The sequence below is a fragment of the Streptomyces sp. NPDC005281 genome (assembly GCF_040607495.1).
In the GTDB taxonomy this organism is placed as follows: Bacteria; Actinomycetota; Actinomycetes; order Streptomycetales; family Streptomycetaceae; genus Streptomyces.
In genome coordinates, this window is record NZ_JBEXGX010000108.1 from 1 (window position 1) to 1,151 (window position 1,151).

A 1,151-nucleotide genomic window follows, 5' to 3' on the forward strand; every position below is an offset into this window, starting at 1 on the left:
GTGGTCAACCAGGCCGACGCCAGGAACTCGCGCGCTACGACCTGAGCGAGGACGCCTCGACCAAGACCGCGATGATCTTCGGCGAGCTATACCGCAGTGGCGCGGAGTGGAAGTTCCGCGCCATCGGCCAGGGCTACGCCTCGGGCCTGCGCGGCATCGCGCAGGCCTTCGGCGTCAACATCTGAGCCGACCGCTCTCCCGCGTCCGGCGCCGGACGCGCTCACCACCACCGGAGCCGACTTCGACCTCGACGCCAGCGCCCTGCTGTGCGCGAGCGGGCGGGTGCTCGGCGACGAGTACTTCGTCTTCTACAACAACCTCAAGAGCCCAGAGGGCTCGGTCGAGCACACCGGTGACAACTTGACCGGTGAGGGCGAGGGTGACGACGAGTCGCTCATCGTCGACCTGACGAAGGTGCCCGCCGCCTGCGACAAGATCGTCTTCCCGGTCTCGATCCACGACGCGGACGTACGGGGCCAGACGTTCGGCGAGGTCAGCAACGCCTTCATCCGTGTGGTCAACCAGGCCGACGGCCAGGAGTTGGCCCGCTACGACCTGAGCGAGGACGCTTCGACGGAGACGGCGATGATCTTCGGCGAGCTATACCGCAACGGTGGCGAATGGAAGTTCCGGGCGGTCGGCCAGGGGTACGCATCGGGGCTGCGAGGTATCGCCCTAGACTTTCGCATCAACCGGACCAACTACCTTTTCAGGAGGAGCGGTTCGTGCGAACGGGCCCTCTCGGCCCAGCCGGCAAGCATTCGGCCGAGAGAGCCCGACTGGAACCACCCGTATCCATCGAGTCGGACAGAAGGGTTCCCGTGAGTGAGTCTAGGGAAGACAGCGAGCCAGTGCTCCACCAGACCCCTAGGAAGTGGTTGCACGTTTTGGCCAGCGGTGCTCGCGAACTTGGCGACGGCGCTCTGCGCGGGATCGGATATGCCGCCGGGACTACTGCCTTTGGCCTGGTGGTCGTCTGGTGGCAAAGCCACCACTGATCACTGATCTTGGAGTGTGACCGCCGAACCGGATCACGGACCCAGGTCTCATCACGAGTCCTGGCCCGACGGCTATTGAGATAGCGTCATTCGACCCTGACTCGCATGACCAGGAGCCATGTCGTGGAGCCCTGCTGCGGGTCAGGGGCGGGC

General features: G+C 65.3%; 1 protein-coding gene and 1 pseudogene. Both read left to right on the top strand.

Annotated features, from left to right (window positions below):
* Nucleotides 1-185, top strand: a 185-nt coding sequence (locus ABZV42_RS42265; RefSeq protein ID WP_356057674.1) for a TerD family protein, incomplete at its 5' end; no start/stop codon positions are given.
* Nucleotides 186-213: 28 nt separating this feature from the next.
* A pseudogene (locus ABZV42_RS42270) lies at nucleotides 214-699 on the top strand (TerD family protein); the annotation flags it as partial.
* Nucleotides 700-1,151 lie beyond the last annotated feature (452 nt).